Source organism: Ruegeria sp. BG3 (genome assembly GCF_056538485.1).
This window is the reverse complement of record NZ_JBQFTE010000004.1, coordinates 71359-97120: the sequence shown is the minus strand read 5'-3', so window position 1 is coordinate 97120 and position 25762 is coordinate 71359. Positions and strand designations below refer to the sequence as shown.

Annotated in this window: 26 protein-coding genes; 11 read left to right on the top strand and 15 right to left on the bottom strand. The window is 57.2% G+C overall.

What is annotated here, in order from left to right:
- Positions 1-21 precede the first annotated feature (21 nt).
- Complete coding sequence (locus tag ACR0AI_RS07955) at positions 22-465, top strand: NUDIX hydrolase (RefSeq protein WP_480673012.1); 444 nt, start codon at positions 22-24, stop codon at positions 463-465.
- 99 nt (positions 466-564) lie between these two features.
- Here ACR0AI_RS07955 and ACR0AI_RS07950 read toward each other — a convergent pair whose 3' ends face one another.
- Positions 565-1836: a PP2C family protein-serine/threonine phosphatase gene (locus ACR0AI_RS07950; protein WP_480673010.1), complete on the bottom strand. Its 1272-nt coding sequence runs from the start codon at positions 1834-1836 to the stop codon at positions 565-567.
- Positions 1837-1993: 157 nt separating this feature from the next.
- Here ACR0AI_RS07950 and ACR0AI_RS07945 point away from each other — a divergent pair, with 157 nt between their 5' ends.
- The gene (locus tag ACR0AI_RS07945) at positions 1994-2323 is read left to right on the top strand and encodes an Hpt domain-containing protein (RefSeq protein WP_480566072.1); all 330 of its coding nucleotides are present in this window, start codon (positions 1994-1996) and stop codon (positions 2321-2323) included.
- On the opposite strand, the gene ilvA is transcribed toward ACR0AI_RS07945, so the two are convergent.
- Both ilvA and ACR0AI_RS07935 read right to left on the bottom strand, forming a co-directional pair.
- Positions 2320-3546: a threonine ammonia-lyase IlvA gene (ilvA, locus tag ACR0AI_RS07940; RefSeq protein WP_480673008.1), complete on the bottom strand. Its 1227-nt coding sequence runs from the start codon at positions 3544-3546 to the stop codon at positions 2320-2322. The genes ACR0AI_RS07945 and ilvA overlap by 4 nt on opposite strands.
- Before the next feature lie 56 nt (positions 3547-3602).
- Positions 3603-4421, bottom strand: a complete 819-nt coding sequence (locus tag ACR0AI_RS07935) for a hypothetical protein (RefSeq protein WP_480673006.1) — start codon at positions 4419-4421, stop codon at positions 3603-3605.
- Positions 4422-4512: 91 nt separating this feature from the next.
- Here ACR0AI_RS07935 and ACR0AI_RS07930 point away from each other — a divergent pair, with 91 nt between their 5' ends.
- Entirely contained in the window at positions 4513-5739 is a 1227-nt protein-coding gene (locus tag ACR0AI_RS07930) for an argininosuccinate synthase (protein WP_170470725.1), read from the top strand.
- Between the two features lie 139 nt (positions 5740-5878).
- Positions 5879-6160 (top strand): SCP2 sterol-binding domain-containing protein, encoded by a 282-nt coding sequence (locus ACR0AI_RS07925; protein WP_480673004.1) that lies wholly within the window; start codon positions 5879-5881, stop codon positions 6158-6160.
- On the opposite strand, the gene ACR0AI_RS07920 is transcribed toward ACR0AI_RS07925, so the two are convergent.
- Genes ACR0AI_RS07920 through ACR0AI_RS07910 form a run of 3 tightly spaced genes read right to left on the bottom strand, consistent with a single transcriptional unit; the run spans position 6157 to position 8018 of the window.
- The gene (locus ACR0AI_RS07920) at positions 6157-6498 is read right to left on the bottom strand and encodes a carboxymuconolactone decarboxylase family protein (RefSeq protein ID WP_480673002.1); all 342 of its coding nucleotides are present in this window, start codon (positions 6496-6498) and stop codon (positions 6157-6159) included. The two genes, ACR0AI_RS07925 and ACR0AI_RS07920, sit on opposite strands and share 4 nt — an antisense overlap.
- 11 nt (positions 6499-6509) lie before the next feature.
- Entirely contained in the window at positions 6510-7268 is a 759-nt protein-coding gene (locus tag ACR0AI_RS07915; RefSeq protein ID WP_480673000.1) for an amino acid ABC transporter permease, read from the bottom strand.
- A gap of 9 nt (positions 7269-7277) precedes the next feature.
- Complete coding sequence (locus ACR0AI_RS07910) at positions 7278-8018, bottom strand: amino acid ABC transporter ATP-binding protein (RefSeq protein ID WP_480672998.1); 741 nt, start codon at positions 8016-8018, stop codon at positions 7278-7280.
- Between the two features lie 122 nt (positions 8019-8140).
- Here ACR0AI_RS07910 and ACR0AI_RS07905 point away from each other — a divergent pair, with 122 nt between their 5' ends.
- Together ACR0AI_RS07905 and msrA are read left to right on the top strand one after the other, a co-directional pair.
- The gene (locus ACR0AI_RS07905; protein WP_170462855.1) at positions 8141-8911 is read left to right on the top strand and encodes a transporter substrate-binding domain-containing protein; all 771 of its coding nucleotides are present in this window, start codon (positions 8141-8143) and stop codon (positions 8909-8911) included.
- 160 nt (positions 8912-9071) lie between these two features.
- Positions 9072-9743, top strand: a complete 672-nt coding sequence (gene msrA / locus ACR0AI_RS07900; RefSeq protein WP_480672996.1) for a peptide-methionine (S)-S-oxide reductase MsrA — start codon at positions 9072-9074, stop codon at positions 9741-9743.
- Here msrA and ACR0AI_RS07895 read toward each other — a convergent pair.
- Both ACR0AI_RS07895 and ACR0AI_RS07890 read right to left on the bottom strand, forming a co-directional pair.
- Complete coding sequence (locus ACR0AI_RS07895; RefSeq protein WP_480672994.1) at positions 9740-10612, bottom strand: ribokinase; 873 nt, start codon at positions 10610-10612, stop codon at positions 9740-9742. The two genes, msrA and ACR0AI_RS07895, sit on opposite strands and share 4 nt — an antisense overlap.
- Positions 10609-12870: an NADP-dependent malic enzyme gene (locus ACR0AI_RS07890; protein WP_170380213.1), complete on the bottom strand. Its 2262-nt coding sequence runs from the start codon at positions 12868-12870 to the stop codon at positions 10609-10611. The genes ACR0AI_RS07895 and ACR0AI_RS07890 overlap by 4 nt, the downstream gene beginning before the upstream one ends.
- A 161-nt stretch (positions 12871-13031) precedes the next feature.
- Here ACR0AI_RS07890 and mutS point away from each other — a divergent pair, with 161 nt between their 5' ends.
- On the top strand, positions 13032-15644 hold the full coding sequence (mutS, locus tag ACR0AI_RS07885) for a DNA mismatch repair protein MutS (RefSeq protein WP_480673345.1): 2613 nt from the start codon (positions 13032-13034) through the stop codon (positions 15642-15644).
- 58 nt (positions 15645-15702) lie between these two features.
- On the opposite strand, the gene ACR0AI_RS07880 is transcribed toward mutS, so the two are convergent.
- A complete protein-coding gene (locus ACR0AI_RS07880; protein ID WP_170470713.1) occupies positions 15703-16266 on the bottom strand; it encodes a nucleotide exchange factor GrpE in 564 nt (187 codons plus the stop codon).
- A 10-nt stretch (positions 16267-16276) separates the two neighbouring features.
- Positions 16277-17341, bottom strand: coding sequence for a heat-inducible transcriptional repressor HrcA (hrcA, locus tag ACR0AI_RS07875; protein ID WP_480672992.1), 1065 nt, complete (start codon positions 17339-17341; stop codon positions 16277-16279).
- A 112-nt stretch (positions 17342-17453) separates the two neighbouring features.
- Here hrcA and rph point away from each other — a divergent pair, with 112 nt between their 5' ends.
- Genes rph through ACR0AI_RS07855 form a run of 4 tightly spaced genes read left to right on the top strand, consistent with a single transcriptional unit; the run spans position 17454 to position 20279 of the window.
- On the top strand, positions 17454-18167 hold the full coding sequence (gene rph / locus ACR0AI_RS07870; RefSeq protein ID WP_480672990.1) for a ribonuclease PH: 714 nt from the start codon (positions 17454-17456) through the stop codon (positions 18165-18167).
- Positions 18164-18778 carry an RdgB/HAM1 family non-canonical purine NTP pyrophosphatase gene (gene rdgB, locus ACR0AI_RS07865; protein WP_480672988.1) on the top strand — a complete coding sequence of 205 codons (615 nt, stop codon included), beginning with the start codon at positions 18164-18166 and terminating at the stop codon, positions 18776-18778. The genes rph and rdgB overlap by 4 nt, the downstream gene beginning before the upstream one ends.
- Positions 18768-19922, top strand: coding sequence for a radical SAM family heme chaperone HemW (gene hemW, locus ACR0AI_RS07860; RefSeq protein WP_480672986.1), 1155 nt, complete (start codon positions 18768-18770; stop codon positions 19920-19922). The genes rdgB and hemW overlap by 11 nt, the downstream gene beginning before the upstream one ends.
- A gap of 3 nt (positions 19923-19925) precedes the next feature.
- Entirely contained in the window at positions 19926-20279 is a 354-nt protein-coding gene (locus tag ACR0AI_RS07855) for a YbaN family protein (protein WP_170643420.1), read from the top strand.
- On the opposite strand, the gene ACR0AI_RS07850 is transcribed toward ACR0AI_RS07855, so the two are convergent.
- Genes ACR0AI_RS07850 through mnmE form a run of 5 tightly spaced genes read right to left on the bottom strand, consistent with a single transcriptional unit; the run spans position 20269 to position 25757 of the window.
- Complete coding sequence (locus ACR0AI_RS07850) at positions 20269-21165, bottom strand: ParB/RepB/Spo0J family partition protein (RefSeq protein ID WP_480672984.1); 897 nt, start codon at positions 21163-21165, stop codon at positions 20269-20271. The genes ACR0AI_RS07855 and ACR0AI_RS07850 overlap by 11 nt on opposite strands.
- Before the next feature lie 20 nt (positions 21166-21185).
- Entirely contained in the window at positions 21186-21989 is an 804-nt protein-coding gene (locus ACR0AI_RS07845; protein WP_480672982.1) for a ParA family protein, read from the bottom strand.
- On the bottom strand, positions 21982-22593 hold the full coding sequence (gene rsmG, locus ACR0AI_RS07840; RefSeq protein ID WP_480672980.1) for a 16S rRNA (guanine(527)-N(7))-methyltransferase RsmG: 612 nt from the start codon (positions 22591-22593) through the stop codon (positions 21982-21984). Before rsmG ends, ACR0AI_RS07845 begins: the two co-directional genes overlap by 8 nt.
- A complete protein-coding gene (gene mnmG / locus ACR0AI_RS07835) occupies positions 22590-24458 on the bottom strand; it encodes a tRNA uridine-5-carboxymethylaminomethyl(34) synthesis enzyme MnmG (protein ID WP_480672978.1) in 1869 nt (622 codons plus the stop codon). The genes rsmG and mnmG overlap by 4 nt, the downstream gene beginning before the upstream one ends.
- A 12-nt stretch (positions 24459-24470) precedes the next feature.
- On the bottom strand, positions 24471-25757 hold the full coding sequence (gene mnmE / locus ACR0AI_RS07830; protein ID WP_480672976.1) for a tRNA uridine-5-carboxymethylaminomethyl(34) synthesis GTPase MnmE: 1287 nt from the start codon (positions 25755-25757) through the stop codon (positions 24471-24473).
- Positions 25758-25762 lie beyond the last annotated feature (5 nt).

Below are 25762 nucleotides of genomic sequence, written 5' to 3'. Positions count from 1 at the left end.
TTGGGTTGTAAGGGGCCATACATGATCAGACGGTTCGGCGAAAGCCCTGAACCCGGGCGCAAGTACACTCGGCGGGTCGGTGTCTACGCTTTGCTGCCCCGCTCCGGGCACCTTCTTCTGACCTGCCAGACCGAACCGGGGCCGGATCTGCAATTGCCCGGCGGCGGTATTGATCCGGGCGAATCGCCTACAACGGCCCTGCACCGGGAAGTGTTCGAGGAAACAGGCTGGCTGATCGCTGCACCACGTCGAGTCGGCGCGTTCCGTCGGTTCACCTATATGCCGGAATATGACCTTTGGGCCGAGAAGGTCTGCCTGATCTATCAAGCGCGTCCTGTGCGACGTTTGGGGCCACCAAGCGAGCCGTTCCACGAAGCGCTCTGGATGCAAGCCGCCGACGCGGTTGAAACGCTGGGCAACGATGGCGATCGCCATTTCGCGACGCTGCATCTTCGCGGGCTTTAGATCGTTTCGGGTTTAACCTGCGACACGAATACCCTGCCACACTTTCAGTGTTCTCAGGACATTCGTGTCACTTGATGATTCAGGTAAACCCGAAACACTTTAGGCGCCATTGTATTCAAAGAAGACTGCCGAGACATCGTCCCCCATACCGCTGTCAGGCGACATAACCTGCGTCAGGCGCCAGAACAGATCGTCCAGAAACTCAGGCCCGCCGCGACCCGCCGCACAGTCGAGCGCCATATCCCGCAAGCCATCCTCATCCAGCAATCCGCCTTCGGCCAAAGCACATTCTGTGAACCCGTCTGAATGAAGCAGCAACCGGTCTCCCGGCTCCATCTTCGCCTCTATCTGCTGAAACTTCACATCCGGGATCAACCCGATGGGTAGCCCACCTTCGCCCAGAGACTCAGTCGTGCCATCGCGTCGGAGCACTATAGGATGTGGATGCCCGGCCTGAACCATCCTGATATGCCCGTTGCGCAGATCTACGATGGCATAGACCATGGTAAAATATTCTTCGATCCCCGCGTCCGCCAGCAATCGGGAATTCAGCATCCCTGCGACCTCGTCCGGAGGAAGCAGGGCGTAGAATTTATCAAACCGCTTTTCCATGGCGACGTTCTGTTCGAAATGTTTGCTGGACAGATAGCCGCCCAACCGCGCTGTCATCATGGCCGAGGTGATGCCATGACCGGACACATCAATGCTGTAGAACCCAAGGCGGTTCGGACCGGGTGAGAACATCCCCACCAGATCGCCTCCGATATGCCCGCAAGGCTTCAACAACAGACTGACGCGCGATTTACCGAACTCTTGCGTGAGGTCAGGCACCAGCGATTCCTGTATCTTGCGGGCTTGGATCAGGTCCTTGTCGATGGCCTCATGCGCCAGTTTCAACTCTTGCAGCGCGGATTCAATCAGGCGGTTTTTCTCAGACAACTCACGTTGCATATCCAGAATCCGCGCCCCGGCCGAGATACGCGCGCGCAACTCGTCCGCCTCAAGCGGTTTGATCAGGAAGTCATCCGCGCCCGCGTCCAGACCCCGCGCCACCTCCTGCTTTTCGCTTTTGGAGGTGAGCAGGATGAAATAGCTGTAATGTTCCGCCTCAAGCGCACGGAAGGCGCGGCAGAACTCAAGCCCGCTCATCCCCGGCATGACCCAATCGCTGAGAACAAGGTCTGGCGCGGCTTCGGTGCAGATATCTATCGCCGCCTCACCATTGTCGGCCTCAAGAACCTCAAATCCCCATTTCTTGAGCGAAGCCACCAGAATGCGCCGTTGCAGGCGGCTGTCATCCACAACCAGCACCCTCCGGATTGCACCGAAGTCCAGATCGGGTCTGGTTTCATCAAGACTTGCCGCTGGCACTCTGCAACCCCACACGCTTCCTTTTCTCGGGATGGTGCGACCCTACGCGTCTGGGGCTTAACATCGGGTGAAGGCCAATTGAGGCCGACGCTTAACCTGACATTTACTCAAACTGGGCTACCAAGGATCCATTCAATTCCGATGCAGGACGCGACCCATGATCCACTGGCCCCGAGTTCGACAGTTACGCGACGAGGTTGGCGCTGATGAGTTCAATGAGGTTGTCGAGATCTTTCTGGACGAGGTGCAGGAGGTCATCGCCCGCCTGCACGCAGACACCGCGCGTCAGGATCTTGAACAGAACCTGCATTTCCTGAAAGGCAGCGCCCTGAGCCTTGGGTTCGAGGTGTTTTCGAAGCTCTGTCAGGATGGCGAAAGGCTGGCGGCCTCGGGTGAGGCGGCAAAAGTCGATCTATCCGAAGTCCTTGCAGCGTTTGATGCATCGAAATCAGTATTTCAGGCCGAATTGACTGACAATCTGCACTAGATCACAAACTGCGCCAGCGTCTCGTCTTCAGTGATGTCGGTATACGTAAACCCGGCCTCGTCCAGATGCGCAAAGAGGCGGGCGAAATTCTCGGGCTTGCGGGTCTCGATCCCGATCAGGACCGAGCCGAAGTTTCGCGCCGATTTCTTCATGTATTCGAACCGCGCGATATCGTCTTCGGGGCCGAGGATGCTCAGGAACTCTTTCAGCGCGCCGGGGCGCTGTGGCAGGCGAAGGATGAAGTACTTTTTGACCCCGGAATAGCGCTGCGCTCTTTCCTTGACCTCGGGCAGACGCTCAAAATCGAAGTTGCCGCCAGAGGTGACGCAGACAACTGTTTTGCCGCGGATAAAGCTTTGCACATCGGCAACCGCCTCAATCGCCAACGCGCCAGCAGGTTCCAGCACGATGCCTTCCACGTTTAGCATCTCGATAATAGTGGTGCAGATGCGATCCTCTGACAGGACCAGCACATCCGACAGGTGGCGGTCTTTCAACAGCTCAAAGGGCTTGGCCCCGATCTTGCCGACCGCCGCGCCATCGACGAAATTGTCTACGTGATCCAAGGCAACCGGATGTCCCGCAGCCATTGCCGCGTGGAGGCACGCCCCACCTTTGGGTTCGACAAACAAACAGTGGGTCCGATCCCCGAACCAAGTAGCTACGCCCGACGACATACCGCCGCCGCCGACTGGCAAGATCACATGGTCGGGCACACGGCCCAGCTGTTCCTCGATCTCGACCGCCAGAGAGGCCTGACCTTCGATCACATCCTCATCATCGAACGGCGACAGGAAATGCCCCCCTTCCTTTGCGCACCAGGCTTGTGCCGCAGCAAGCGTATCGTCGAAATAGTCACCGCTGAGGTGAACCTCGATATTGTCGCCGCCGAAAATACGGGTCTTCTGGATCTTCTGCTGAGGCGTGGTGACCGGCATGAAGATCACCCCCTTCACATCCAGATGCTTGCACATGAAGGCCACACCCTGCGCATGGTTTCCCGCGCTGGCACAGACAAACAGATCCTGCCCTTGCTGCTTGCGCATGGCATTGAACGCGCCCCGGATTTTGTAGGAGCGCACCGGGCTGAGGTCCTCTCGCTTGAGCCAGATGTCAGCACCGTAGCGGTCAGACAGATGGGCATTCCGCTGCAAAGGCGTTGCTGGAAACACAGAGCGCATCGCCTCTTCGGCAGCGCGGGCACGGGTCATGAAATCGCTCATGCCGGTTTCAGTGGCTTATCCTAAACAAAAGGGCAAGGAATACATATGTGTACGAACTACGACAGCGTGCGTTTTTCGATGAAGACGCCATAGAACGTTGTCAGGATGCTGACATTGATCAAAGGCACGATCAGCATACTGGCGAAAACCACCACCAAAGCGCCAATCACTGGGATGATCAGAAGCGCAGCGAACAGAAGCTGAAGCCCCATCTGGAACAACACCAGCAACACAACCAGCGCCACTATGGTGCCGTTCGCTCCGTCAGTTGCCCGCCACGCGTCAGTCAGTTTTAGCGGTTCACCTATTGCTGCGGCAGGCATGATCGGAGACACCCGGTAAAAGGCCACGGAAAGACCCACAACAACCAGAAGCCACGCCAATATGCCCATCGCAGCCGAGGCCTGCGTCAAAAATCCGATGACAAGCATTGCCGGGATCAGGACGACCGCACCCAGCAAGGCCAGCATCGCCATCCGCCCAATGTAGGCGAGCATTCGATCCGATCTGAACGCGGGCAGAAAACCGGCCGGGTATTCTTCGAGCAGCACAAAACGATGCCAAGACACGACAATCCAAACCATGATCGCAAAAAGGGATGCCAGCACACAGAACAGGAAAGCGGTGACCGCACCCGGCGACGCTGCATCCGGCAGGCCGTTTGGTTCAGTCGAGATATCTTCGAAGGAAATACCAAACAGAAGACTGAATGCGATGATGGCCAAACCGCCGATCAATGCGGGGATCAACGTGATCTGAATCGCCTGTTTCAGATTCCGCAAAACCATCTTGATCGAATGCATGAAAATCTCGAACGCCAACATTTGGAAATGCCCCTGCTCAACTATCTCTTGTTCTTTGTCCAGCCGTTTCACCCCAATTCCCGGCCTGCGTCAATCCACACAGCTTGCCCCCGCCCACAAAACCCGTTAGGGGCCAATCGTCTTGCGAATAAGGGGAAGTCAGATGTCCGCGCCTAAGAAAGTTGTTCTGGCCTATTCCGGTGGCCTTGATACCTCGATCATTCTGAAATGGTTGCAGACCGAGTATGGTTGTGAGGTCGTCACCTTCACTGCCGATCTGGGTCAGGGTGAGGAACTGGAGCCCGCCCGCCAAAAGGCTGAGATGCTGGGAATTAAACCCGAAAACATCTATATCGAGGACATCCGCGAAGAGTTCGTGCGCGACTTCGTTTTCCCGATGTTCCGTGCAAATGCGCAGTATGAAGGCCTGTACCTGCTGGGCACTTCGATTGCGCGGCCCCTGATCTCGAAACGTCTGGTAGAGATCGCTCAGGAAACCGGTGCTGATGCCGTAGCACATGGCGCGACCGGCAAGGGCAACGATCAGGTTCGCTTTGAATTGGCCGCCTACGCACTGAATCCCGAAATCAAGGTCATCGCCCCTTGGCGCGAGTGGGATTTGACCAGCCGTACCCGTCTGATCGAATGGGCAGAAGCACATCAGATTCCGATCGCCAAGGACAAGCGCGGCGAGGCGCCCTTCTCGGTCGACGCCAACCTGCTGCACACCTCCTCCGAGGGCAAGGTTCTGGAAGACCCCGCCGATATGGCACCCGATTATGTCTATCAGCGCACCGTCCACCCCGAGGACGCGCCGAACGAGCCCGAATTCATCGAGATCGGTTTCGAAAAAGGCGACGCGGTTAGCATCAATGGCGAGGCGATGAGCCCGGCCACCATCCTGACCAAGCTGAACGAGTATGGCGGCAAGCACGGCATCGGTCGTCTGGACTTGGTCGAAGGCCGTTTTGTTGGCATGAAGTCGCGCGGTATCTACGAAACTCCGGGCGGCACCATCCTACTGGAAGCACACCGTGGGATCGAATCCATCACCATGGACCGTGGCGCGATGCACCTGAAAGACCAGCTAATGCCGCAATATGCCGAGCTGATCTACAACGGTTTCTGGTACTCGCCCGAACGCGAGATGCTGCAGGCTGCCATCGACAAAAGCCAAGAGCATGTCACCGGCACCGTGCGCGTGAAACTGTATAAAGGTCTGGCCTCGACCGTTGGCCGCTGGTCCGATCACTCGCTGTATTCCGAGGCGCATGTGACCTTCGAGGAAGACGCTGGTGCCTATGATCAAACAGACGCCGCAGGCTTTATCCAGCTGAACGCGCTGCGTTTGAAACTGCTGGCGGCACGCGACAAACGTCTGTCCAAGTAACCTGGCCAACAGTTTAGAATTCAAAACCCCGGCAATCACACTTTTGCCGGGGTTTTCTTTTGCCCACCGGACCCAGCGTCATGCTTGCCGGATGTGGGGCCATGTCTTTACGCATACGTCAAGTTTGAAAGGACAGACCATGCTGCAAGAGATCGCCGACGGAATTCAAAAAGGGCTGGATGGCAAAAGCTTTGACGGATCGCTCAAGTTCGATTGCGGCGACGCGGGTGTGATCGTGCTGGCCGACAATCGGGCCACCACGCAGGATCAGGATACCGATTGCACCATCCGTATCTCGCAGGACAACCTGACCAAGCTACTCACTGGCAAACTAAACCCGATGACCGGCGTTGCTTTGGGCAAGCTCAAAATCTCGGGGAATATGGGTGTGGCGATGAAGCTGGGACAGCTGCTGGGTTAATCGCCTTCCGAGAACACATCAAACGCCTTCAGCGCCTTGGCACTGTAGGCAAAAGACGGGCCCCCGCCCATATAGGTCGCCATCGAGAGCGCCTCACACAACTGCTCGCGGGTGGCGCCAAGACGCACCAGCGATTTCACGTGAAACCCGATGCAACTGTCGCAACGCGTGGCGATGGCAATGCCCAGCGCGATGAACTCTTTGGTTTTTTCGCTCAGGGCACCATCGGTTTTGGCCGCTTTGCCCATCATTCCGAAACCACGCACCGTTTCGGGTACCTCTTTCGAGAGGGTACCGATATTGGCCTCGGTCTCAGCCATGAAGTCTTTCCAGTCCATACTGTGCCTCCTTATCCGCGCTCGTCCGCGCCCATGCGGCGTTCCAGCCAGCGTACCCCTGCGCTGATGATCAGAACCAGGATTAGGTATTCAAATATCAGCAAGGTGTAGATTTCCAGCGGGCGGTATTCTGTCACCACCAGCTCATTCGCACGGCGGGTCAATTCCTGCATGCCAATCACACTGGCAAAGGCGCTCATCTTGACAATGTAGATGAACTGGTTAGCCAAGGGCGGCAGGATACGCCGGATCGCTTGCGGCAGGATCACGTAGCGCATGGTTTGCACGTAGTTCAGCCCGATGGTCTGGGCCGCCTCGCGCTGGCCGCGCGCGATGGATTGGATGCCGGCGCGGTAGATCTCGGCCGTGAAGGCACTGTCGGAAATCGCCAGAGTGATGATCGCGCCCCAGAATGGGTCAATCGGAATATTCAGGCCCATCGACTGGAACACGATCGGCAGGCCGTAGAACACCCAGAACAGCATGGGCAGCAGCGGAATGGCGCGAATGAACTCGACATAGACCCTGTTTAGCAGCCGCCAGCCGCGTTTCTCGGACAATCCGGGCAAGGCAACCAACAGGCCAATCACAATCGACAGCGCCGCCGCGATCAGAGAGATCAGGATCGTCGCGCCCATGCCTGAGATCAGGAATTTCACATTGGTCCAGCCCGCGTCAGTCCGCGGGTCAATGACATACCAGCCCCATGTCTGGGATGAGGAACAGCCTGCCAACAGCAGAAGCGGTATGAGGAGAAGTGCTTTTTTCATCATACCCACTCAGTGCTGCAGAATCTGACTGAGAAACTTGCGGCACCGCTCCGAGGTCGGATTGGTGAAGAAATGCTCTGGCTTGCCCTGCTCCACGATCTCGCCCTCATCCATGAAGATCATCTTGTCGGCGACCTTGCGGGCAAACCCCATCTCATGGGTGACAACGACCATGGTCATGCCTTCATGTGCCAGCTCAACCATCACGTCCAGCACCTCGGCGATCATTTCCGGATCGAGGGCCGAGGTCGGCTCATCAAACAAAAGAACTTTCGGCTCCATGCAAAGGGATCGGGCAATGGCGACGCGTTGTTGCTGACCGCCGGACAGTTGGATGGGGCGTTTATCGGCCTGATCGGGGATGTGAACACGCTCAAGATAGTGGCGCGCGCGCTCTTCGGCCTGCGCGCGGCTCAGGCCCCGCGCCTTAACCGGGCCGAGGGTCAAGTTGTCCAGAACGCTCAGATGCGGGAACAGGTTGAACTGCTGAAACACCATGCCGACCTCGGACCGGATGGTGGCCGCAGATTTGGCATCATCCTTCAGCTCGACCCCGTCAATTCGGATGGTGCCTTTCTGGTGTTTCTCCAACTGGTTGATACAGCGCACGACCGTGGACTTGCCCGAGCCGGACGGCCCGCAGATCACAACCTTTTCACCCCTATTGACCGTGAGGTTGATATTCTTGAGGACATGGAACGTATCGAACCACTTGTTCACATCGACAAGCTCGATGGCGGGGTCTGGCATTGGTCGATCTGTCCCTAGTTTGCGCGGGTGGATTGATTTATTGGGCCTGCGCCCCCTATCCCGCTTAAAACAACGAACTATATATGGCAGCAAGTCCCAGCTGCCACCAACAGGAGAATTAAATGAACACAATCTGGAGAGCAGCCGCAGCCGCTGCGCTTGGTCTGGTCTTGTCAGGCGCAGCCCATGCGCAATCGGCACTGAACGAAATCCTGGATTCCGGTGTGTTGAAGGTCGGCACGACCGGTGATTGGAACCCGATGTCCCTGCGGGATCCGGCCACGAACAGCTACAAAGGCTATGACATCGACATCATGAACGAACTCGCCGCCGATTTGGGGGTTGAGGTCGAATACGTCCCGACCGATTGGAAAACACTGGTGAATGGCGTTGTGGCGAAGAAATACCACCTGACCGGCTCGGCCTCGATCTCGCCGCCGCGGATGAAGGTTGCCGGATTCTCGGACAGCTATATCTCGGTTGAGCTTTTCCCTTACACGACCAAGGACAAGGCCGACAAATTCGACGGCTATGAGTCGATCAACCAGCCGGGTGTGACGGTCGCAACAACGCTGGGCACAACCTTTGAGAAACGCGTGCGCGAATGGTTCCCGAATGCTGAGATCAAAGTGGTCGAGGCCCCCGCGCGTGGTTTTCAAGAGGTGATCGCCGGACGGGCGGATGTGTTCATCACATCGAATATCGAGGGCTCCACCCTGGAAGAGAAGTTCCCGATCGAGCGTGTGAAAAACGCCGGTCCACGCTCGCCTTCACCAATCGCGATGATCCTGCCGCAGGATGATCAGGTCTGGATCAACTATGTGAACAACTGGATCGAGGTGAAGAAAGCCCAGGGCTTCTTTGAGGAAAACCAAAAGAAATGGGGTCTGTGATCCTACCAACGCCCGGCCTAACAGCCGGGCGTTTTGTTGCCCTCCCCATGAGTAAACAGGTCGGTCAATAAACTCGGGTCACCAGCGCGTGACATTCCATGTCAGGCAATTGCAACCTGTCGAAACACCGGTCACCTTGAGTCTCGGAAGGAGACATAACATGACCCGGACTGCATATCTCGACTACCTTAAACCCGCCTTGTTGTTCACCTTGATTGCATTGGCCGCCACCTTGCGCGCCGTTCCGGCCCCGGCTGCAGGGACCGAGACCCTGACGGTTGCCGGCGGATGCTTCTGGTGTGTTGAATCCGATTTCGAATCCGTACCCGGCGTCATAGGCGCTGTGTCCGGATTCACGGGCGGCTCTGTCTCGAACCCGACCTATGATCAGGTGACCAAAGGCGGCACGGGTCATTACGAGGCGGTTCAGATCACGTTTGACCCCGCGCGCGTCTCACGTGAAACGCTGCTGAACATGTTCTTCCGCTCGGTCGATCCTACAGATGCAGGCGGTCAGTTCTGCGATCGGGGAGAGAGCTACCGCACGGCAATTTTCGTCTCTAACTCAGGGGAAAAAGCGCTTGCGCAACAGGCAAAGACCAACGCGCAACGAGCGCTTGGCCAAACGGTCGTCACCCCGATCCTACAAGAAGGCGCGTTTTATCCGGCTGAAGCATACCATCAGGACTACTACAAAGGCGACAAGCTGGTGTTCACCCGCTTTGGCCCCAAACGCCAGAAGAACGCCTATAAAGCCTACCGCAATGCCTGCGGTCGGGATGCTCGGGTGAAGCAGCTTTGGGGAAGTGACGCGCCCTTTGCCGGATCTTAATCCAACTGCGCGTCCCGGACTTCCCTCAGATCCGGAATGACATCCGCAGTGCCGTGCCGCGTGACCATCAGGGCCGCGGCGCGGTTTGCTTGTAAAATAGCCTGCTCCATCGGCATGCCACGGTCCATCCCGGCCAGAACATAGCCGGTGAACGTGTCCCCCGCGCCCGTCGTATCCACCGCCTGCACCTTATGAGCCGCGAAATCAACAGGATCACAACCCTGTTGCAGATACCGCGCACCTTTCGACCCAAGCGTAACGATCACATGGCGCACCGGCAGTTCCGCTGCATCCAACCCGGTTTCCCGCCGCAATTGCTCGGCCTCGACCTCGTTGAGGATCAAGAAATCCAGATAGGGCAAAACCTCTTGTACCGTTTGCGCCTGAAACGGCGCGGCGGCGTAGCAGACGGTTAGGCCAAGCTCATGCCCCAGACGGGCCGCTTCGACCTGAGCGTTGGTTTCGTTCTGTAAAACCAGAATATCCCCGGTATTGGCCGAGGCGAGCGCCTGCCCGATCTGCGCGCTGTCCAACGCATGGTTGGCACCGGGGTAAAGGATGATCAGGTTCTCTCCCTGCGCGTCCACAGCAATGATCGCGTGACCGGTCGGCACATCCACCTCAGCGATGAACCGCGTGTCGACGCCATATTCCGTCAGCCGATCCTTGGCCCAGCGCCCATCCGGACCTATGGCACCGATATGGCTGACACGGGATCCCGCGCGCGATCCCGCAACGGACATATTGGCCCCTTTGCCGCCCAGAAACCGCTCTAGCCCCTCTGCCGCCAAGGTCTCACCTGCCGCAGGCAAGTGCGGCAGGCCGTAAACCATGTCGGCATTGATCGAGCCCAGGTTCCAGATCGTCATGATTTTCCAATATCGCAGGAGGCCAGAATGGCCATGTTCAAAATATCATTCGCCGTCGACACGGTCGAGCAGATCTGGATCGGCTTGTCGACACCGGACAGGATCGGCCCGATCACGGTGGCTCCACCCATTTCCTGCATCAGTTTGGTCGAGATCGAGGCCGAGTGCCGCGCAGGGACGATCAGGATATTGGCCGGGCCCGTCAGGCGCTGGAACGGATATCCGGCCTGCTGATCCACGTTTAGGGCAACATCGACGGTCATCTCGCCTTCGTATTCGAAATCAACGCCGCGCTGGTCGAGAACCGCAGGCGCGCGGTGCATCTTTTCGGCCCGCTCTGAGACCGGATAGCCAAAGGTCGAGAAGCTGACAAAAGCCACGCGGGGTTCAAGCCCCATATGGCGGGCCACGTCGGCCGAGCGTTCAGCGATATTGGCCAAGTCGTTTTCATCCGGCCATTCATGCACCAGAGTGTCACCGATCAGAACAATGCGCCCCTTGTGAAGCAACGCCGTCACGCCCGCCGCGCCATGAGCAGCGTCAGCGTCGAAAACATGGTTGATCCGGTCCAACACATGGGCCGATTTGCGCGTTGCCCCCGTCACCAGGCCGTCGCCATGCCCATGTGCGAGCATCAGGGACGAGAACACATGCCGGTCCCGGGCCGCCAGACGGTGGATATCCTTGGGGTCAAAACCTTTGCGTTGCAATCGGTTGTACAGGAAATTCGAATAGGTCTCGAGATGCGAGGTGTTAGCGGCGTTCACCACCTCAAGTTCACGCACCGCATCGCCCAGACCAGCCTCTTCCAGCTTGGTTTTCACATCATCAGGGCGGCCCACAACCAGCGCCTTGCCAAAGCCCGAGCGCTGATAGGTCACCGCAGCGCGCAACACGCGTGGATCGTCGCCCTCGGCAAAGATCATGCGGCTTTGTGCCTGGCGGGCGCGGGCGTTCAAGCCGCGCAGGATGCTGGCGGTCGGGTCCATGCGGGACTTGAGGCTCAGCTCATAAGCCTCCATGTCGATGATCGGACGGCGGGCCGCTCCGGTATCCATCCCGGCCTTTGCGACCGCCGGAGGGATGCGGTGGATCAGGCGCGGGTCAAACGGCGTCGGGATGATGTAGTCGCGGCCAAAGGTCAGCGATTTGCCATAGGCCATGGCGACCTCGTCCGGCACATCCTCACGCGCCAGACGGGCCAGAGCATGGGCGCAGGCAATCTTCATCTCGTCATTGATGGCGCGCGCATGGATATCTAGCGCACCGCGGAACAGGTAGGGGAAGCCCAGAACGTTGTTCACCTGGTTCGGATAGTCGCTGCGCCCGGTGGCAACGATCGCGTCAACGCGGACCTCATGCGCCTCTTCCGGCGTGATCTCAGGATCCGGGTTCGCCATCGCGAAAATCACCGGATTGTCGGCCATGCTGGCAACCATATCCTGCGTCACAGCCCCCTTGACCGAAACGCCCAGGAATACATCCGCACCCTTCATGGCATCTTCAAGCGACCGCAAATCGGTTGAGATCGCATGGGCCGACTTCCACTGGTTCATACCCTCGGTCCGGCCCTGATAGATCACGCCCTTTGTGTCACAGACAATGCAGTTCTCATGCCGCGCGCCCATCGACTTGAGCAGCTCGATACAGGCGATGCCCGCAGCACCCGCACCGTTCAGCACGATCTTAACGTCTTCAATCTTTTTGCCCGAGATATGCAAAGCGTTCAGCAGACCCGCCGCACAGATCACCGCCGTGCCGTGCTGGTCATCGTGGAAGACCGGGATGTCCATCTCTTCTTTCAGGCGCTGTTCGATGATGAAACATTCCGGCGCCTTGATGTCTTCGAGATTGATGCCACCAAAGGTCGGCCCCATCAGACGCACGGCGCGGCAGAACTCATCCGGGTCCTCAGTATCCAACTCGATATCGATCGAGTTCACGTCGGCGAACCGTTTGAACAGGACGGATTTCCCCTCCATCACCGGTTTCGATCCTAGCGCGCCAAGATTGCCGAGACCCAGCACGGCGGTCCCGTTCGAGATCACAGCGACCAGATTGCCCTTGTTGGTATAGTCATAAGCGGTCTCGGGCGCTTCGGCGATGGCTTCACATGGAACAGCGACGCCGGGGCTATAGGCCAGCGAAAGATCGCGCTGTGTGGTCATGGGAACGGTGGCCTGCACCTCCCACTTGCCGGGGGTCGGGTCGAGGTGAAAGGCCAGCGCCTCTTCTTTGGTGATCTTCGCTTTGGGCATCTTAAATGTCGTTTCCATGACTTCGGGGCTGATGCGTCATAGCGCAGCCACGCGCGGGCCTCAACGAGAATGAGTTTTCGGCTTTTACAGAAGATGGGGGATTTGTAAGGTCACGTCCGGAACACGCCAGAAGGGGGCCGCTTTTGTCCACAGTCACGCCGATGATGGCGCAATATCTCGAGATCAAAGAGGCCCATGCCGACGCCCTGCTGTTCTACCGCATGGGCGATTTCTACGAGATGTTCTTCGAGGACGCCGTCAACGCCGCCGAAGCGCTGGACATCGCTCTGACCAAGCGCGGCAAACACAATGGCGACGATATCCCGATGTGCGGTGTCCCGGTGCATGCGGCTGAGGGCTATTTGCTGACCCTCATCCGCAAAGGGTTTCGCGTGGCCGTCTGCGAACAGATGGAAAGCCCGGCTGAAGCGAAGAAAAGAGGCTCTAAATCGGTGGTAAAGCGCGATGTCGTGCGTCTAGTAACGCCCGGCACGCTGACCGAAGACGCCCTGCTGGAAGCCCGCCGCCATAACTTTCTGGCCACTTATGCCGAGGTCCGTGATGAGGCCGCACTCGCCTGGGCCGATATCTCGACCGGGGCGTTTCACGTGATGCCTTTGACCTCCGTGCGCCTCAGCCCAGAGTTGGCACGTTTGGCGCCATCCGAGTTGATCGTTGCTGACGGGATGGAGCAGTCGCTGAACGAAACCGTCCGCGATCTGGGAATCTCGCTGACGCCTGTTGGACGGGCCAGTTTCGACAGTACCGCGGCGGAAAAACGCATCTGCGGGCTGTTTCACGTGGGCGCGCTGGAGGCGTTCGGCTCCTTTGGACGGGCCGAAGTGTCGGCCATGGGTGCCCTGATCGACTATCTTGAGATCACGCAGAAGGGCAAACTGCCCCTGCTGCAAACACCCTTGAAGGAATCCGAAGACCGCGTGGTGCAGATCGATGCCGCCACGCGCCGCAATCTGGAACTAACCCGATCTCTGTCGGGCGGTCGCGCCGGATCGTTGTTGTCGGTGGTCGACCGCACCGTCACACCCGGCGGGGCACGATTGCTGGAACAGCGCCTCTCAAGCCCGTCTCGCAATCTGGATGTGATCCATTCCCGTCTCGACGCCGTCAGCTTTGCCGCCGAAGACAGCCTGATCTCCTCGGACCTGCGCGAGGCCCTGCGCAAAACCCCAGATTTGGACCGCGCCCTGTCTCGCCTGTCGCTTGAACGTGGCGGGCCTCGCGATCTGGCCGCCATCCGCAACGGCCTGACCCAAGCCGCTGCAATTGCGGGCATTTGCGAAGGGCAGGATCTGCCGGTCCTGCTGACAACCGCCTTACAAAACCTTGTTGGCTTCGACGACCTCCTGAACTTGCTGGATGAGGCTTTGGTGGCCGAACCACCTCTGCTGGCCCGCGACGGTGGCTTCATTGCTCCCGGCTTTGACCCCGAACTGGACGAAGCGCGCACCCTGCGCGACGAAGGCCGGTCTGTCATCGCCGGGTTTCAGCAGAAATATGCGGAACACACCGGGATCACCTCACTGAAGATCAAGCACAATAACGTGTTGGGCTATTTCATCGAAACCACGGCCACCCATGCGGAGAAGATGCTGAACCCGCCGTTCTCCGAGACCTATATCCACCGGCAGACCACCGCGAACCAAGTCCGGTTTACCACGGTGGAACTGTCCGAGATCGAAACCCGTATCCTGAACGCCGGAAACTTGGCTTTGGAGATCGAAAAGCGGCTCTATAAAAGGCTTTCTGACGAGATTCTGGCCCTTGCCGCTCGCCTCAACCAAGCCGCCCGAGGATTGGCCGAGCTAGATCTGACCACCGCTCTGGCCGATCTTGCACGCGGTGAGAATTGGTGTCGCCCACAGGTCGACACCTCGCGCTCCTTTGAGGTTCAGGGCGGACGCCACCCGGTGGTCGAACACGCGCTGCGCCAGCAAAGCGGCGATGCCTTCGTCGCAAATGACTGCGATCTCAGTGCCGAAGACGGGGCCGCAATTTGGCTGCTGACCGGTCCCAACATGGCCGGTAAATCAACCTTCCTCCGCCAGAACGCCCTAATCGCCCTACTGGCCCAAATGGGCAGCTACGTACCTGCGGAACAGGCCTATATCGGCCTTGTCAGCCAGCTTTTCAGCCGGGTCGGAGCCTCTGACGACTTGGCCCGAGGCCGCTCGACCTTCATGGTCGAAATGGTCGAAACCGCCGCTATTCTGAATCAGGCCGATGACCGCGCCCTCGTCATTCTGGATGAAATCGGCCGCGGGACCGCCACCTATGACGGCCTCTCCATCGCCTGGGCCACGCTGGAGCACCTGCACGCCGCCAACCAATGCCGCGCATTGTTCGCCACGCATTACCACGAGCTCACTGCGCTTGCTGGAAAGCTCAAAGGCGTCGACAACGCCACCGTGGCCGTGAAGGAATGGGAAGGAGAAGTCATTTTCCTGCACGAAGTCCACAAAGGCGCCGCCGACCGGTCTTACGGTGTGCAGGTCGCCCAACTGGCGGGCCTACCTGCCTCAGTCGTCGAGCGTGCCCGCATCGTGTTGGATCAACTGGAAAAAACCGAGCGTGAGGGCGGTAAACAAAAATCCCTGATCGACGACCTCCCGCTCTTCTCAGCCGCACCACCGCCGCCGCCCGCCCCCAAAACATCACCGGTCGCGGATATGCTGAACGACATCCTGCCAGACGAGCTGACCCCCCGCGAAGCACTCGACCTGATCTACAAACTGAAAGAGGCGGCCAAATCCTGACCGCCCTTTCATCTTTTCAAAAATACTCTCGCCGGAGGCTTGGCCTCGCAGAGGACAATCAGCTCGCAGGTGTCGACGACACACCAACCTGCGCCGGGCGCAGCAAACGGTCGTGCAACATAAACCCTTCTGCAGACACCTGAATGATGTCCCCTGCGCGGGTTCCAGGTACCGGCGCTTCAAACATCGCCTCGTGCACATTCGGATCGAACCGATCCCCAACCTCAGGCGTGATCACTTCGATGCCGTGCTTTTGGAACACATCCTTCAGTGCCCGCATGGTCAGCTCAACACCTTCCAGCAAACCAGCAGCCACTTCTTTCTGCTCATCGGTCGCTGCTTCAAGCGCGCGTTTCATGTTGTCATATACGGGCAGCATGTCGCGAGCCAGTTTCGAGCCACCATATTGCTCCGCGTCCCGACGGGCCTTGTCGCCACGCTTGCGCGCGTTTTCCGCATCAGCCAAAGCGCGCATGAACTTGTCTTTGTAGTCATCCCGCTCGGCGCGCAACTCATCCAGTTCCAGTGCCTCATCGCTGATCTCAGCGAACTCTTCAGCCAGCTCTTCTGCTTCGGCCGCCATGATGTCGTCCAGAAATTCTTCGTTCTTGGGCTCTGCCATCTCTTACCCTCTAGCTCCGGTCGGATATCAGCTTGCCGACCAGTTGCGCCGTATAATCCACGATCGGTACGATCCGTCCATAATTCAAACGTGTGGGTCCAATGACCCCAACCGCACCAATTATCTTACGATCAGCGTTCATATAAGGAGACACCACCAAAGAGGAACCCGAAAGTGAGAAAAGTTTGTTCTCAGAGCCAATAAAAATGCGCACACCCTCGCCTTCCTCGGTCAATTCAAGGAATTCGGCAATGTCGCGCTTGCGTTCCAGATCATCGAACAGGGTGCGAATGCGGTCCAACTCCTCGGCCTCACCCGAATCTGCCAAAAGATTCGCCCGACCGCGCACGATAAGACGCGCCGAGTCGCTTCCATCCCCGTCCCAGGCCGCAATCCCGCTTTCCACCATTTCGCGGGCCAGTACGTCGATCTCTTGCCGACGCGCATCAATCTGCGACAGCATCTGACGCCGCACTTCGCTGAGCGTTCGCCCCTCGATCAGCGCATTCAGGAAATTTGCCGCCTCTCGCATCGAACTTGGCGTCTGACCCGGCGGCGGTGTGAACAGCCGATTTTCGACATGCCCATCCGAGAAAACTAGAACCACCAGCGCCCGATCATGCGCCAATGAGACAAACTCGATATGCTTGATCTCGGCCTCGTGTTTTGGCGTCAAAACCAGTGATGCGCCATGTGTCACGTGTGACAAAGCCGAGCCCAAGCGATCCAGCATTCCGCCAACATCGCCTGCGTTAGAGCCTAAAGTCTCATCCAGTTTCTGCCGATCGTCGGCGCCCAGATCGCCGACCTCAAGCAAACCGTCCACGAACATCCGCAGGCCCTGCTGCGTCGGAATTCGCCCTGCGCTTACGTGTGGACTGTCAAGAAGACCCAGAAACTCAAGATCCTGCATCACATTGCGCACGGTCGCGGCGCTGACTTTTTCGGACAAGGTCCGCGTCAGGGTGCGGCTTCCCACCGGCTCACCGCTTTTCAGATAGCTTTCGACGATCAGCCGAAACACCTCACGCGACCGGTCGTTCATCTCTGACAGAATTCTGCTGGCTTCGCTCATTCTCGGTCCCCTGCTGGACTGCCATTAAATCGCAGGTAAATGAAAGGTCAATCGGGGTTGCATCGTAATGCCGCAGGACGTTATCCCCAACCCAGCAAACAAAGGAATTCCCATGCGACCCTCAGGACGTGATCTAAACGAAATGCGCGCCGTTTCAATCGAGACGGGCTTCACCAAACATGCCGAAGGGTCTTGCCTGATCAAGATGGGCGACACCCACGTGCTGTGTACTGCCACGATCGAGGATCGCGTGCCGCCCTTCATCAAAGGTTCGGGCCTGGGTTGGGTCACTGCCGAATACGGTATGCTGCCCCGCGCAACCAACACCCGGATGCGGCGTGAGGCGGCCTCGGGCAAGCAAGGTGGTCGTACCGTTGAAATCCAGCGCCTGATCGGTCGCGCCCTGCGTGCCGGTGTCGACCGGGTTGCTTTGGGTGAGCGTCAGATCACCGTCGATTGTGATGTCATCCAGGCGGATGGCGGCACCCGCTGCGCCTCGATCACCGGTGGCTGGGTGGCGCTGCGGCTGGCTGTCAACAAGTTGATGAAATCGGGCGATGTGATCTCGGACCCTTTGGTAGACCCTGTTGCAGCTGTTTCTTGTGGTATCTACGCGGGTCAACCGGTGCTGGACCTCGACTACCCCGAAGACAGCGAGGCGGGCGTGGATGGTAACTTCATCATGACCGGCTCGGGTAAGCTGATCGAAGTTCAGATGAGCGCCGAAGGCTCCGTTTTCAGCCGCGCGCAGATGGATCAACTGATGGATTTGGCCGAAAAAGGCGTGGGTGAACTAGCCGCAGCCCAAAAGGCAGCAACCGCATGACCCGCAAGTTCGACAGCGACAGGCTGCTGGTTGCCACGCACAACAAAGGCAAGCTTGAGGAGATGGCCCATCTCCTCACCCCCTTTGGCGTGACGGTGGTCGGCGCGGGTGAAATGAACCTACCTGAACCGGAAGAGACCGAGGATACATTCGTCGGCAATGCCCGGATTAAGGCGCATGCCGCCGCCAAGGCCACTGGCCTGCCTGCCCTGTCGGACGATTCCGGGATCACCATCGACGCGCTGGACGGTGCGCCGGGCGTCTATACAGCCGACTGGGCAGAAACCGACAATGGCCGCGATTTCATGATGGCCATGACCCGTGCCAACAACGAACTAGAGGCCAAGAACGCTCCTCACCCACGCACCGCGCAGTTCCGCTGCACATTGGTCCTGGCCTGGCCCGACGGTCATGACGAAGTGTTCGAAGGCATCGCGCCCGGTCATCTCGTCTGGCCAATCCGCGGCAAGGACGGCTTCGGTTATGACCCTATGTTTGTCCCCGAAGGCCACGATATTACCTTTGCCGAGATGGATCGTTGGGAAAAGAACAAGATCAGCCATCGTGGTCGCGCGGTAGAGATGTTCGTGAAGGGCTGCTTTGGCGGATGATTGGCGCAACGGGGGCTTTGGCCTGTATGTGCATTGGCCCTTTTGCGAGGCCAAGTGCCCCTATTGCGATTTCAACAGCCATGTTTCGAAAAATATTGATCAAAAACAATGGCTTGATGCTTATCTAGCCGAACTGCGCCGATCAGCCAGTGAAACGCCCGACAGGGTTCTCAATACGATCTTCTTTGGCGGTGGCACCCCGTCACTGATGAACCCCGACACCGTTTCAGCCGTCATTGACGAAGCCCGCAGCCTCTGGCGGCCCGCCAACGATATGGAAATATCGCTCGAGGCCAACCCCGGTTCGGTCGAGGCCGGGCGCTTTTCCGCCTATCGTGACGCGGGCGTCAATCGGATTTCGATGGGTGTGCAGGCGCTGAATGATAAAGACCTCCGCCGCTTGGGCCGCATCCATACGGTCGCCGAAGCACGCGCCGCTTTCGACATCGCCCGCGCCTGTTTCGACCGCGTCAGCTTTGATTTGATCTACGCGCGCCAACATCAAACCCTTGAAGCTTGGCAGGCCGAGTTGACCGAGGCCCTCTCTATGGCCGTCGATCACCTGTCGCTCTATCAGCTGACGATCGAGGAGGGCACCGCCTTTGGGGATCGCTACGCGGTCGGCAAATTACGCGGTTTGCCCAAGGACGACCACGCCGCCGATATGTATCTGGCCACGCAAGAAGTCTGCGAGGCTAACGGCTTGCCCGCCTATGAAGTCTCCAACCATGCCCGCCCCGGCGCCGAGTCGCAGCACAACCAGATCTATTGGCGCTACGGCGACTATGTTGGGATCGGACCCGGCGCGCATGGCCGTGTCACATTGAATGGACGTAAATTCGCGACGGAAACCCATTTGTCGCCAAATACCTGGCTAAATGCGGTTTCCAACGGATCCGGAGAAAGTGATCGAACCGAGGTTCTTCCGGCCGAACAGGCAGCTGAATACCTTATGATGTGTCTGCGTCTGACTGAAGGCCTAGATATGGAGAGGTTCAGCATTCTCTCTGGACACCATCTCTCCAAAGACAAGCTCGACTCTCTGTCTGACCTTGGCATGATCGAGATGTCAGACACACATCTGAAAGCAACCAAAGACGGGCGTGCCATTCTGAACGCGGTGATCCGCGAGTTGTTGGAGTAGCCGATGCAGTACCTTTGGGCCGGTCTCGGTTTGCTCTGCGTCGCGCTCGCCATGGTCGGGGTGGTCTTGCCCCTTCTCCCAACCGTTCCCTTTCTGCTGCTGGCCGCGTTTTTCTTTGCCCGCTCATCGTCCCGGCTACACAATTGGCTTCTAACACATCAAGTGTTTGGTCCGATGATTATCGATTGGCAAAGCTCCGGCGCGATCCGTCCGAGCGCAAAAAAGGCGGCCACCGTGTCGGTCGCCGCCGTATTTGGCATCTCGGTTCTGCTGTCTTTGCCGTCCCACGTCCTGATCATTCAGGCCGTGGTTCTAAGCGGCGTCATGATCTTTATCTGGACCCGCCCTAACGGCTGAGCTTGGCGCAAAGATCGTCCAACTGATCCAGGTTCTCATAGGTTAAAACAACCTGACCCGTTTCCGTCCCCGCTTTGTGGTTGATTGCGACCTTCATAGCCAAAATGGCCGAAAGGTCTTTCTCCAATGCGCGGGTATCTGCATCTTTGCCTGCATTCAGATCGCGAGACCTCGGTGCAGGACGATCTCCTGTATCCTGCTGTTGCTTTTTCACCAGGGCTTCTGTGGCTCGCACCGAAAGCCCATCTTTCACGACCTGCTTGGCCAGCTCGAATGGATTCTCGGCTGTGATCAAAGCTCGTGCATGGCCCGCGGACAATTTCCCTTCGACCACTAGGGCTTGCACATCCATCGGTAGAGATAAAAGCCGCAAGAGGTTAGCGATATGGCTGCGACTTTTACCCAAAGCCTCGGCCAGTTTCTCCTGCGTGTGGCCGAAACGATCCATGAGCTGCTTGTAACCAGCCGCTTCTTCGACGGAATTCAGATCCGCTCGTTGGATATTCTCGATAATCGCGACTTCCAGAACTTCGGTATCATCAAAATCACGAATAATAACTGGAATATCATGCAGTTGCGCCATCTGCGCAGCGCGCCAGCGGCGTTCACCCGCAACGATTTCATACTCTCCAGCACCGATTGACCGCACGATCAATGGTTGGATGATTCCCTTTTCCTTGACCGAGGATGCCAATTCATCCAACTGCTCCGGCTGGAAAGTCCGGCGCGGCTGGTTCGGGTTTGCCTTCAGCTTTTCGATGGGAACCGTCATGTCCGGCCGACGCGGCTCAGCCGGTGAGCGTCCATCGGTTTCCTGCGTGACATCCGCCATAAGGGCCGAAAGACCGCGACCAAGACCCCTGGGTTTCGCTTTTTTGGCGCTCATGTCGCCCTCCTCATTGTCGCTTAAGCGGCGACTTTGTTGTTCTTGTGCATGACTTCGCGGGCCAGATGACGATATGCCATCGCCCCAAGCGAGCCCGAGTCATATTGCAAAACTGGCAACGCGTAAGACGGCGCCTCACTGACCCGCACATTTCTGGGTATCTTGGTCTTAAAAACCATCTCACCCAAATTGTCACGTGCGTCTTTTTCGACCTGACGGGACAAGTTGTTGCGGTTGTCATACATAGTCAACACAATCCCTTCGATTCTCAGGTCTGGATTCGCAGTTTGGCGAACCTCTCGGATCGTCAGCATCAGCTGAGACAAACCCTCCAGAGCAAAGAACTCACTTTGCAATGGAACGAGAACCGAATGCGAGGCTACCATCGCGTTCACCGTCAGCAGGTTCAAGGACGGTGGGCAGTCAATCAAGACGAAATCCAGCTCGAATCCATCTATTGAGGTTTGTCGCAACGCGTCATGCAATAAGTAGCTGCGTTTTTCGTTTGAAATGAGTTCGATATCCGCCGAACTCAGATCGACAGTGGCCGGAATGACGAAAAGACCACCTATCTCAGTCTCTTGTATGACCGCCTCGAGCGGTGCGTCGTCCAAAACAAGATCGTAAGTGGTCCAATCTCGGTCTTCGACACCCAATCCAGTCGACGCGTTGCCCTGCGGATCGAGATCAACAACTAGAACCCGGCAGCCAGCTTCGGCCAAACCCGCAGCCAGATTGATCGCCGTCGTGGTTTTCCCAACTCCGCCCTTCTGATTGGCAACCGCAATTATCCGGGGCCCTGAAGGACGAGAAAGATCAACCACGAGATACTCCTTTGATTTTAAGGATTACGGCTTGGGGCTCTGTTAAACTTGTAATCGGCTCAACATCGAATTTCCATTCTTCCTGAGCCTCTGACAGTTCTTTTTTCCAGTTCGCGCCTTTCGGCAACAAAGCAGTTCCGTTCTCGCTTAAATGCCTGTCACAAAAGGACAATAATGTGCGCAGATCTGCCAAAGCACGGGCCGATAGAATATCAGCTTCAAGTGGATCAACGGATTCGATTCGTTTTGAAATGACTTGACACATCACCCCACATTCACGAGCAACGTTCCTTAGAAAAGCCGATTTCCTCTGATCACTTTCAACAAATTGGAAACGGGTATTGGGTGACTCTTCCAATGCCATAATCGCACACACCATTCCCGGAAATCCGCCTCCGGTTCCGATATCAACCCAGGTACCTGCAGCCGTTGTACACCGGTATACCTGGACGGAATCCAGAATATGTCGATCCCAGATATCCTCCAGACTGTTTCTTGAAACCAAGTTGATCTTGGGATTCCAGCGTTTCACCAGCTCTACATACGTATCCAGCCGGTCGAATGTTTCACGTGAAACATCAAACTTGGAAAATTCAGGCTTCATGCTTGTTTAACTTTTTGATCACGCCGAAGTTTTGCCAAAACCAAGGTCAAGGCCGCGGGTGTAACACCTTCTACCCTACTGGCCTGAGCAATATTTCCGGGTTTTGCCTGAGACAGCTTTTGCTTCATTTCAGATGAAAGCCCATCCAAAGCAAAATAGTCGAAATCCCTGGGAATCTGATAGGCTTCATCCCTCTTCATCGCTTCGACATCCCGCTGCTGCCGTGCGATGTAGTTTGCGTATAACGCATCCCTAGCGACCTGAAGCCGGATTTCTGGCGTCACCGTGTCCAGTTCGGGTATCAAGGGCAGCAGGTCCTCAAAAGCCACATCCGGAAAAGCCAAAATCGCCATTCCATCACGCCTATTCCCATCCTGATTGACATTGATACCGGCGGCCAGAACTTCTTTCGGCGTAAAGGTTCTATCGCTAAGAAGAGATTTCGCGTTGCTCAATTGATCCATCTTTTCTGTGAAAGCTTGTCGACGCCTGCTTCCAACACACCCCAACTGCAATCCAATTGGGGTCAAACGCTGATCTGCATTATCTGCTCGAAGTGACAATCTAAACTCCGCACGAGAGGTGAACATCCGATACGGTTCAGCAACGCCTCGGGTGGTAAGATCATCTATCATGACACCGATATAGCTATCGGCGCGGGTGAAATGGACCGGGTCTTTACCTTGAACAGCCAAAGCCGCATTGAGGCCAGCAACCATCCCCTGAGCGGCAGCTTCCTCATATCCTGTGGTTCCGTTGATCTGACCCGCTAAATATAGGCCTGGAATCTCGGGCAAGGCCAAAGTCGCTGATAGGACACGGGGGTCTACATAATCGTACTCGATGGCATAGCCGGGTTGTAGGATATCAGCAATCTCCAGACCTTTGATCGAGCGAACATATTGTAGCTGCACATCCTGCGGCAGAGACGTTGAAATACCGTTGGGGTAAATCGTGTGATCATTCACCCCTTCGGGTTCAAGAAAGATCTGATGTGATTCTTTCTCTGCAAACCGAACAATCTTGTCTTCGATCGACGGGCAATATCTTGGGCCAACGCCATCTATATGCCCACCATACATCGCTGACTTGCTTAGGTTCTTTTCAATTATTTCATGTGTCTGAGCGTTCGTATGGGTAATCCCACACGAAATCTGCGGCGCAACAACTGAAGTCGACAGGAACGAGAACAAGGTTGGTTCGTCGTCACCGTCCTGACGTTCCAACCCTGACCAATCTATGGTACGTCCATCCAGCCTCGGTGGGGTTCCCGTTTTCAAACGTCCCGTTGGAAGATCATATGCGTCCAAACGTTCCGCCAGCCTCACGGAAGGGCGATCTCCCATGCGACCACCGGGTCGCGAAACATCTCCGATGTGAATGACGCCTCGAAGGAAGGTGCCGGACGTAAGAATGACAAACTTTGCCGAGATTTCTGATCCGTCGCCCAACCTAACGCCAGCAACTCGATCCTGATTCATCAGAAAGTCTACGACTTCACCAACAATGACAGACAGGTTTTCTTGCCTATCCGTTTCCTTTTGCATCGCGGCTCGGTAAAGCGCCCTATCCGCTTGCGTCCGTGGACCCTGTACTGCTGGCCCTTTTCGGCGGTTCAGCAGCCGGAACTGGATTCCTGCCTGGTCTGCAACACGTCCCATGACGCCGTCCAGGGCATCTATCTCGCGAACCAAGTGGCCTTTACCCAATCCTCCGATTGCAGGATTGCAGGACATCACACCGATATCTGCGGCGGATAGCGTGACCAATGCTGTCGAAACGCCCATTCGGGCTGCAGCATGCGCAGCCTCGGTGCCCGCGTGCCCCGCGCCAATGACGACTACATCGAAGTCTGAATGTTTCACGTGAAACACTCCCTATTTTCCCAGACAGAAGCTCGAGAATATTTCATCTAACAGATCCTCGACGCCTATTCTTCCCACCAAAGATTCAAGTGCGCGGATCGCAGTGCGCATCTCTTCTGCAGCGATATCATACAGGTCCGGTCCCGATTCCAGAACCGACATTGCCGCCGTCAGAGCATCCAGTGCTTTAGTCAAAGCAATACGATGGCGTTCTCGTGTCGCAATACCATGGCTAGTGGTACGATCACTCAGTACACGCGATATGTTGGAGATAAGTTGATCAATCCCCTGACCCGTTTTCCCGGAAACCCCACCGTCTTCTGGGTTTCGAAGGTCCGCTTTCGGTGCCACCTCAATATCATCTGGCTGAATATCAACACCAAGACTCAACGGGTCGTCAGAAAGAAAAACACGCAAATCAGCAGATTCAGCGCGTTTCTTAGCCAATGCGATACCAAGGCTTTCAACGTGGTCGTCCGTATCACGCAGCCCGGCGGTGTCCAGTAGTGTCACTGGGAGTCCTGCCAAATCCATTCGGACTTCGATGACGTCCCGCGTTGTCCCCGCATATTCTGATGTAATTGCAGCGTCTCGCCCCGCCAAAGCATTCAGCAAGGTAGACTTGCCCGCGTTGGGAAGGCCAACGATTGCAACTTCGAAACCGGTTCGGATGCGTTCCGCGATCTGAACGCCATCTGCTTCGCGCTTCAAATCAGCCTTAACGCCCGAGATCAGGTCGCGCACCTCAGGGGTGACGTCGGTCGGAACCTCTTCATCGGCAAAGTCGATCACGGCCTCTAACAGAGAGGCGGCGCGGATCAGGTCCCTCCTCCATCGCTCGGCCAGGTTTCCCAACTCACCAGCGAGGATCGTTTGCGCCTGTTTCCGTTGGGCTTCTGTCTCGGCGTCAATCAAATCGGCAAGGCCTTCGACCTGGGCCAAATCCATCTTGCCGTTTTCCAACGCGCGGCGGGTGAACTCCCCTGGATCGGCAAGGCGTAGACCATCCGTTTCCGACAAGCAGCGCATGACAGCATTAACCGAGGCCGTACTTCCGTGGATCTGCAGCTCTGCCACATCTTCACCGGTGAAGCTGGCCGGAGCCTTAAACGTCAACACCAGCCCATCATCCAGACGAGCACCGTCAGCATCCCGCAAAGTCCGCAAAGACATCCCACGCGCCGGAAGTGCGCCGCCGGTCATCCCAGCCGCGGCACGATGCGCGTCAGGACCAGAGAGGCGGATGACCGCCACCCCGGCTTTGCCTTGCGCGCTGGCCAAGGCGAATATCGTGTCCATTCGAA

Bases quoted from the DNA above. Each gene is read 5' to 3' on its own strand.
- ACR0AI_RS07955 (WP_480673012.1), top strand. From the start codon at position 22: ATGATCAGACGGTTCGGCGAAAGCCCTGAACCCGGGCGCAAGTACACT.
- ACR0AI_RS07945 (WP_480566072.1), top strand. From the start codon at position 1,994: ATGATCCACTGGCCCCGAGTTCGACAGTTACGCGACGAGGTTGGCGCT.
- ilvA (WP_480673008.1), bottom strand. From the start codon at position 3,546: ATGAGCGATTTCATGACCCGTGCCCGCGCTGCCGAAGAGGCGATGCGC.
- ACR0AI_RS07930 (WP_170470725.1), top strand. From the start codon at position 4,513: ATGTCCGCGCCTAAGAAAGTTGTTCTGGCCTATTCCGGTGGCCTTGAT.
- ACR0AI_RS07925 (WP_480673004.1), top strand. From the start codon at position 5,879: ATGCTGCAAGAGATCGCCGACGGAATTCAAAAAGGGCTGGATGGCAAA.
- ACR0AI_RS07920 (WP_480673002.1), bottom strand. From the start codon at position 6,498: ATGGACTGGAAAGACTTCATGGCTGAGACCGAGGCCAATATCGGTACC.
- ACR0AI_RS07915 (WP_480673000.1), bottom strand. From the start codon at position 7,268: ATGAAAAAAGCACTTCTCCTCATACCGCTTCTGCTGTTGGCAGGCTGT.
- ACR0AI_RS07910 (WP_480672998.1), bottom strand. From the start codon at position 8,018: ATGCCAGACCCCGCCATCGAGCTTGTCGATGTGAACAAGTGGTTCGAT.
- ACR0AI_RS07905 (WP_170462855.1), top strand. From the start codon at position 8,141: ATGAACACAATCTGGAGAGCAGCCGCAGCCGCTGCGCTTGGTCTGGTC.
- msrA (WP_480672996.1), top strand. From the start codon at position 9,072: ATGACCCGGACTGCATATCTCGACTACCTTAAACCCGCCTTGTTGTTC.
- ACR0AI_RS07895 (WP_480672994.1), bottom strand. From the start codon at position 10,612: ATGACGATCTGGAACCTGGGCTCGATCAATGCCGACATGGTTTACGGC.
- ACR0AI_RS07890 (WP_170380213.1), bottom strand. From the start codon at position 12,870: ATGCCCAAAGCGAAGATCACCAAAGAAGAGGCGCTGGCCTTTCACCTC.
- mutS (WP_480673345.1), top strand. From the start codon at position 13,032: ATGATGGCGCAATATCTCGAGATCAAAGAGGCCCATGCCGACGCCCTG.
- ACR0AI_RS07880 (WP_170470713.1), bottom strand. From the start codon at position 16,266: ATGGCAGAGCCCAAGAACGAAGAATTTCTGGACGACATCATGGCGGCC.
- hrcA (WP_480672992.1), bottom strand. From the start codon at position 17,341: ATGAGCGAAGCCAGCAGAATTCTGTCAGAGATGAACGACCGGTCGCGT.
- rph (WP_480672990.1), top strand. From the start codon at position 17,454: ATGCGACCCTCAGGACGTGATCTAAACGAAATGCGCGCCGTTTCAATC.
- rdgB (WP_480672988.1), top strand. From the start codon at position 18,164: ATGACCCGCAAGTTCGACAGCGACAGGCTGCTGGTTGCCACGCACAAC.
- ACR0AI_RS07855 (WP_170643420.1), top strand. From the start codon at position 19,926: ATGCAGTACCTTTGGGCCGGTCTCGGTTTGCTCTGCGTCGCGCTCGCC.
- ACR0AI_RS07850 (WP_480672984.1), bottom strand. From the start codon at position 21,165: ATGAGCGCCAAAAAAGCGAAACCCAGGGGTCTTGGTCGCGGTCTTTCG.
- rsmG (WP_480672980.1), bottom strand. From the start codon at position 22,593: ATGAAGCCTGAATTTTCCAAGTTTGATGTTTCACGTGAAACATTCGAC.
- mnmE (WP_480672976.1), bottom strand. From the start codon at position 25,757: ATGGACACGATATTCGCCTTGGCCAGCGCGCAAGGCAAAGCCGGGGTG.